Genomic DNA, 6,329 nt, shown 5'->3' on the forward strand with positions numbered 1-6,329 from the left:
TTACATATGTAGTCAGGCTTTTTTTGTTTTTATTATTCTAAAGTCTCTATATGAGAATTTTCGTAATACTATATTTTTTTATTAATATTTTATTGCGAGTTTTTAGTTTTGGTTTTGGATTGTATTGCGAAAAAATATGTTTCTTTGTATTTGTTAATTTTATTACGATTATGAGTTTAAAACTAGGTGCTATAGTTAAACGTTTGGCGGTTATTTGTAGTAGTTTAATAGTTGCGCTATTGCTTGTAATGTGGGGGACACCTATGTTATTCAAGGATACAATTAATGAAAAAGTACATTTTGTTATTAAAGAGACTATAAAGGGTGATGTAGCTTTTGACGATATTAATCTGTCCTTTTATAAAAAGTTTCCATATTTGACAGCTACTATTTCAAATCCTTCCATTGAAGGAGCTTTTAGCGAGTCAGTTGTTGTTGGAGAATTATTTGAGGCGGAGAGTGTAAGTTTAGGAATAAACGTATTTGCTTTAATTACAGGTAAAGTTAGTTTTGATCGTATTTATATAGATAAACCTTTTATTAATGTTAGTGTCACTGAAAATGGATTATCTAATTATGATATTTTCTATAGTAGTTCTGATACAATTGAAGAAGAAGATAAAGCGTTAGAGCTTAAAATCGCACGTTTGTATATAAAGGAGGCAGAAGTAATCTATAATGATTATGCTAGTAAATTAAGCTTTGTAATGCAGAAGTTTGATTATGTTGGCCGTGGAAATATGTCAGATGCTATTTTTGATTTAAAGAGTGTTATACGTATCCAGTCTTTTGATTTGAATTTTGATGGAGTTCATTATATTAAAGAGAAACCAATATTAGCCAAGCTTTCTACTCAGGTGGATACGAAATCTTTAACTCTAATTTTTGAGAGAAATGATATTAGAATTAAAGATTTACCTGTAGATTTTAAAGGTAAATTTGCTTTCATAGATAATGGATATGATATGCTATTTGATATTCGTACAGTAAACTCCTCACTGGAGCAACTACTTTCAGTTGTCCCACCAGAGTACCAGGAATGGATAGCTAACACTGAGATAAAAGGATCTGTGAGTGGCGACTTTTTATTAGACGGGAAATATGTTGTTGTAGATAGTCTAGCCCCTGATATATCCCTTAACTTAAAAGTGAAGAATGGGTTTTTTAGGCATGGTAAGTTGAGTAAACCATTAGAGAATCTTGGTTTAGGTTTTAGTTTTGAACTACCAAACTTAGATATGCAAGCTAATACGATTAGTATAGATAGCTTGAACTTCTTTGTAGATGGAAAACAGAGTCGAATAGATTTTAGTAGTAGAGGATTAGATTCACTGGTTACAAAGGGGAGTGTCAATGCAGAGTTGAACCTTGAACTTTTTAGTAAGGCTGTAGGACTAAGTGGTTTCGATATGCGTGGTGATTTAGTATTAAATGGACAGTGGGATGGTGTTTATTCTAAAGACGTTATTGTTACTCGCACTATAAGAAAAACGACTAATGATACTATTATTTCCAGTATTCCAGTTTTTAATGTTAAAGGAGTTTTGAAACAAGGCTTTTTTAAATTTGCTCAATTACCAGAAGGTTTGTCTCATGTAGAAGTTGACTTTGATGTTAATAACGCAACTTCAGAATATAAAGATACTCGAATGAATATTTCTCATTTGAATCTTATGGCTATGGATAATCAAATTGAAGGTAAAGTTTTACTGAAAAATATGCGTAATTATGACCTTGATGGAAATATTAAAGCAAATATTGATTTATCTACTCTGAAAGAATTTTTACCAGTAACTGATTTAGAAATTAGAGGAATTGCGCAGCTAGATGGTCAAGTGAGTGGAAGTTTTGAACCAAGTCGTAAACGTTTCCCAATAATAGATGCTGATTTTAAAATGAAGGATGGTTATCTTAGATTTGATCAGATGCCTGAATTACCAGTTGAAGATATAAATGTACATACAATTGTAACAAGTAAGCGTGGTTCACTTTATGATTTATCTATAAAGGTTATGCCTATTGATTTTAGAATAGCCAATGAGCCTTTTCAATTAGCAGCTAGTTTGTATAATCTAGATAATTTACGTTATAATGTTCGTTCTAAAGGTGTATTGAACATTGATAACATATATAAATTATTCAAATTAGATGGCTTAGATGTAAAAGGAAAAGTGAGAACCAATTTATTTTTATCAGGATTGCAAAGTGATGCTGTGAATGGACATTTTGATAAGCTAAGGAATGGAGGAAGATTTGAAGTTGATAATATCTTTGTTTCTTCTGAGTTATTTCCTAAACCATTACATATCAAAAAAGGTGTATTTAAGTTTTCTGAAGAGAAAATGGAGTTTAACAAGTTTTTAGCGCGATATGGTAGTTCAGAGTTTAATATGAATGGTTATTTAACTAATGTAATTGACTATCTTTTGAAAGATGATGTTCTGCAAGGTCAGTTTGATTTAAACACACCTTACATGAATATTGATGAATTTATGGTTTATGCTGATAATAATACAGGTAGTAATGTTAGTAAAAATAGTGGAGTAATTCAAGTACCTAAAAATGTAAATATTGTTTTTAGAGCTAATGGTGATAAAGTTAAGTACACTGATTATGCTATTAATGATTTTGAAGGAGAGTTATCTATTCATAATGGACAAATTGATTTAGCGAAAGCTAAATTTGATATGATAGGTACTAATGTTGAAATGCAAGGAAGTTATCGTCCTCATAATCTGCGAAAGGCATCATTTGATTATTCTATTCAGGCGTTTAATTTTGACATTCAACGTGCATATAAGGAAGTACCAATGTTTAGAGAAATGGTAAGTATGGCGAAAGATACCTATGGAGTTGTTTCTTTAGATTATAAATTAAAAGGTAACCTGAATAGTGGTATGTTTCCTATTATGCCTTCTTTAGTAGGAGATGGTGTTTTGACATTAGAAGATGTCTCTTTTAAATCGTTTAAACTTTTAGGAGCAATAGCTGATAAAACTGATGCGAAGTCCATAGAAAAGAGTAATGTGAATCAAGTGGATATTCTCTCAAGTGTAAAAGATAATGTATTGACGATTGAACGGACTAAGATGAAAATGGCAGGTTTTAGACCTCGTTTTGAGGGACAAGTTAGTCTTGATGGTGAGATGAATATTGGTCTTAGATTAGGTTTACCTCCTTTAGGAATAATAGGTATCCCTATGAAAATCACTGGTAATTCTGATAACTTCGATATTAAGCTTGGTAGATATAAACCTAGTGAGGTTTTGGGAAGGTCTAGTGAAAATGATGATGAGGAAGAGGGACCTAATATTAATTCTATTAATGATCCAATACCGGAAATACCAAGTGAAAATGTGGAAACAAATCAGGAAATAGAGTCTTCTATTATTGAAGCTGCTTAGATATAAAGTTCAAGTTACTATAACTTGAACTTTTTTTATGTACTATATGTCTTGTCCTAGATAGCAAAAACACTTTTTTTATTTAAATAAGTATCTTGTTTTAGCTCATAGAGGTTTCTGAATAATGGTATTTGGTGCCAAGTTACTGCTATAAGTACAGTATCCCTGCAGTTTACTTGCCCAGAAGTAGGTTCTTGGCAAGCAAAGAGCCAGGAAGCACGGAAAAGCAATGTCAGTAAGTAGATTAACAGTTGCAGTAACTTAATCAATTATAAAACAGCGCAGAAAGTATTCGCTAGTATAATTTATAAAACGCTTATGAAAATCTGTTTGATTTAAGACGGGGGCAAGTTATTTATTATAATGTCTTTTTTAATCCTTACTTTTACTGTCAAAATGTATTCTAATGGATAGTTATAATATTCTTACAGAAAAGGAATTAGCCCTATTAAGCGAAGGGACAAGCCAGTTACCTCTACGTGTCTTACAAACTACAGATGAAATTGATAATCAGATTCTTCATCAAGTTTGTACTCCTGTTGAGCCTCGAGATCCAAATTTGAAATTGTTGATTTCTCGTTTGTATGCTACTGTACGTGATGAGGAAAAGCCTGGAGTAGGGATAGCAGCTCCTCAAATTGGAGTGAATAGACGAGTTTTTTTAGCTCAACGCTTAGACAAGAAGGATCAACCTTTTGAGTTTTTTATTAATCCTGAAATTGTTTGGTATTCTAAGGTTAAACGCATTGGAGAGGAAGGGTGTTTATCTATTCCTGAACGCTATGAAGAAGTTGTTAGAAGTTTAGCAATACAAATTACTTATTACGATTTAGAGGGGCAGCATTTCCAGGAAATAGTAGAGGGATATACAGCCGTAATTTTACAGCATGAATATGATCACTTGAATGGGGTGTTATTTCCTGAACGTATTGATGAGCAGATGCAACAAGAGTTTTTCGATGCTTCACCCAATGGTGAGTTAGTTTACAAAAAGTAAATTATGTTTAAGTTTCAATTCTATATAATTTTTGTGTTTTCTGTGTTTAGTTGTTTTAGTGCGATAGGGCAGGATATAGATGATGTATATCGAATAGAACATTACAAGTTTATTTGTCCTAGTGAAGATGTGTCGATTCACGAGCTATATGATATAGGTATTCGTGCATTAAACTCAGACGAACATACGAGCTTAGCAGGAAAAGCTTTTTATCAAATTATACAAAAGGATAAGCATTTATGTGATGCTTATTTTTTTACCGGTGTAGCTTTGACGAGACAAGATAAGCATAAAGCGGCTGTTAGTTATTACTATTATGCTGATAGTTTAGCAAATGGGATTAGTGACAAGTTCAAGGAAGAATTAGCGGAGTCTGCTTTGCGTGTGAGTAATATTGGGTTAGCTAGAAAAAAATACGAAGAGTTAGTGATTACATTTCCGGAAAAACCTAGTGGGTATTACGGTATAGGGCTTACTTCTACTAGTATTGGTGATTATGAATTAGGCATTAGTAATTTAATACTAGCGGAAGAAAAGTATATTCAAAATAATACTTGGACATTGCAGCGAAAGAGTGAAGTAAATCTAATTCGGGGGATATTATATACACAACTGCAACAGTATAAAAATGCAGTAGAGTCTTTTGAGCTTAGTGAAGAAATGTTTGGAGAGCTTACAGACTATTTAGCTAATTATGCCTGGTCTACGTATAATTTGTTTTTGTTAACACGTAAGAATCAATACAAAGAGCAGTGTATTAACACACTTATTAAATTAAAGAATCGCAAAGAAATAAAACAAGACTTTTTAGACAAGTTCCAATTTTCAGAGTAATAATCTACGCTATTCTTTTTCCTTTAATGCTAAGTCAATTTCAAAACCTAGACCTCTAATACTGGTTATCTGTATATTTTCGTCTTCAGCTAAATATTTTCGTAATCGAGTAATAAATACATCTAAACTTCTCCCATTAAAATAATCATTAGCAGGCCATAATTGTTGAAGGATATAGTTTCGTTCGACGATTTGTTTATCATAAGAGATAAGGAGAGCCAATAGATCTCTTTCTCGCTCTGTTAAACGATGGGTATTTGTGCTAATAGTTAGTTTTAATTGATCTGGGTAAAATCGATAAGCACCCAATTGATAATAATCTAATTTGGTTGTACGATTAATTTGATTTTTTAGAATATTATCAATTCTAATTTTAAGCTCCTCCGGGTCACAAGTTTTAGAGAGGTAGTCAGAAGCTCCTAGTTTTAATCCTATCAGTCTGTCAAAGTTTTGATTTTTTGCGGTAAGGAATAAAAAAGGTAGATGGGGATAGTTAGTATTTATTTCTTTAGCTAAAGTAAAGCCATCTTTAATCGGTAGCATAATATCAAGGATAGCAATATCAAAGGAATACTGATCTAAATATTCGAATACAGGGGTTGGCGTTGAAGCCCAAACAACTTCAAATCCACTAATCTCTAAGTATTGTTTCACCACAATACCATAGTCTATATCATCTTCTACTAAAAGAATCCTATTCATAAGGTAATTTGATAGTAAATGTTGTTCCGTGATTAATCTTACTCTTGACATTGATTGATCCATTTTGTTGATCAATAATGTTTTTGATTTGGTACAGACCTATTCCAAGACCTTTAGTATTGTGAACATTATTCTGGATAACGCGATAAAACTTTCTAAATATAAGACTAATCTCATTTTGGTCAATTCCTATTCCATTGTCTTTTATTTCGAGAACCAGTTGTTTTTTATACTGTCATAATGTACAATGAATAATTGTACTACCATATTTAATGCTATTTTCCACGAGATTGTTTATTATTGTCTCTATAGAGGCTAGATTAGTAGTAATCTCTTTAGTTATGTTCCAATTGAATGCTTAGATTCAACAAATAAATGCAACAGCATTTAAA

The 6,329-nt window shown here is 31.9% G+C and carries 5 protein-coding genes; 3 read left to right on the forward strand and 2 right to left on the reverse strand.

Annotated elements, in window-relative coordinates; all coding sequences use genetic code 11:
• The first annotated feature begins 170 nt into the window (after nucleotides 1–170).
• The 3 genes from GJV77_RS14305 to GJV77_RS14315 all read left to right on the forward strand — a co-directional run bounded on the left by GJV77_RS14305 (nucleotide 171) and on the right by GJV77_RS14315 (nucleotide 5,235).
• Nucleotides 171–3,404, forward strand: a complete 3,234-nt coding sequence (locus GJV77_RS14305; RefSeq protein WP_155037011.1) for an AsmA family protein — start codon at nucleotides 171–173, stop codon at nucleotides 3,402–3,404.
• 406 nt (nucleotides 3,405–3,810) lie between these two features.
• Nucleotides 3,811–4,401: a peptide deformylase gene (gene def, locus GJV77_RS14310; protein ID WP_155037012.1), complete on the forward strand. Its 591-nt coding sequence runs from the start codon at nucleotides 3,811–3,813 to the stop codon at nucleotides 4,399–4,401.
• Nucleotides 4,402–4,404: 3 nt separating this feature from the next.
• Nucleotides 4,405–5,235, forward strand: a complete 831-nt coding sequence (locus tag GJV77_RS14315) for a hypothetical protein (protein WP_155037013.1) — start codon at nucleotides 4,405–4,407, stop codon at nucleotides 5,233–5,235.
• A gap of 9 nt (nucleotides 5,236–5,244) precedes the next feature.
• On the opposite strand, the gene GJV77_RS14320 is transcribed toward GJV77_RS14315, so the two are convergent.
• Complete coding sequence (locus GJV77_RS14320; RefSeq protein WP_155037014.1) at nucleotides 5,245–5,937, reverse strand: response regulator transcription factor; 693 nt, start codon at nucleotides 5,935–5,937, stop codon at nucleotides 5,245–5,247.
• Nucleotides 5,930–6,157, reverse strand: a complete 228-nt coding sequence (locus tag GJV77_RS15095; RefSeq protein WP_394349986.1) for a sensor histidine kinase — start codon at nucleotides 6,155–6,157, stop codon at nucleotides 5,930–5,932. The genes GJV77_RS14320 and GJV77_RS15095 overlap by 8 nt, the downstream gene beginning before the upstream one ends.
• Between the last annotated feature and the right edge of the window lie 172 nt (nucleotides 6,158–6,329).

This window comes from Myroides pelagicus (assembly GCF_009711055.1).
Taxonomy (GTDB): domain Bacteria; phylum Bacteroidota; class Bacteroidia; order Flavobacteriales; family Flavobacteriaceae; genus Flavobacterium; species Flavobacterium pelagicum.

Bases quoted from the DNA above. Each gene is read 5' to 3' on its own strand.
- GJV77_RS14305 (WP_155037011.1), top strand. From the start codon at position 171: ATGAGTTTAAAACTAGGTGCTATAGTTAAACGTTTGGCGGTTATTTGT.
- def (WP_155037012.1), top strand. From the start codon at position 3,811: ATGGATAGTTATAATATTCTTACAGAAAAGGAATTAGCCCTATTAAGC.
- GJV77_RS14315 (WP_155037013.1), top strand. From the start codon at position 4,405: ATGTTTAAGTTTCAATTCTATATAATTTTTGTGTTTTCTGTGTTTAGT.
- GJV77_RS14320 (WP_155037014.1), bottom strand. From the start codon at position 5,937: ATGAATAGGATTCTTTTAGTAGAAGATGATATAGACTATGGTATTGTG.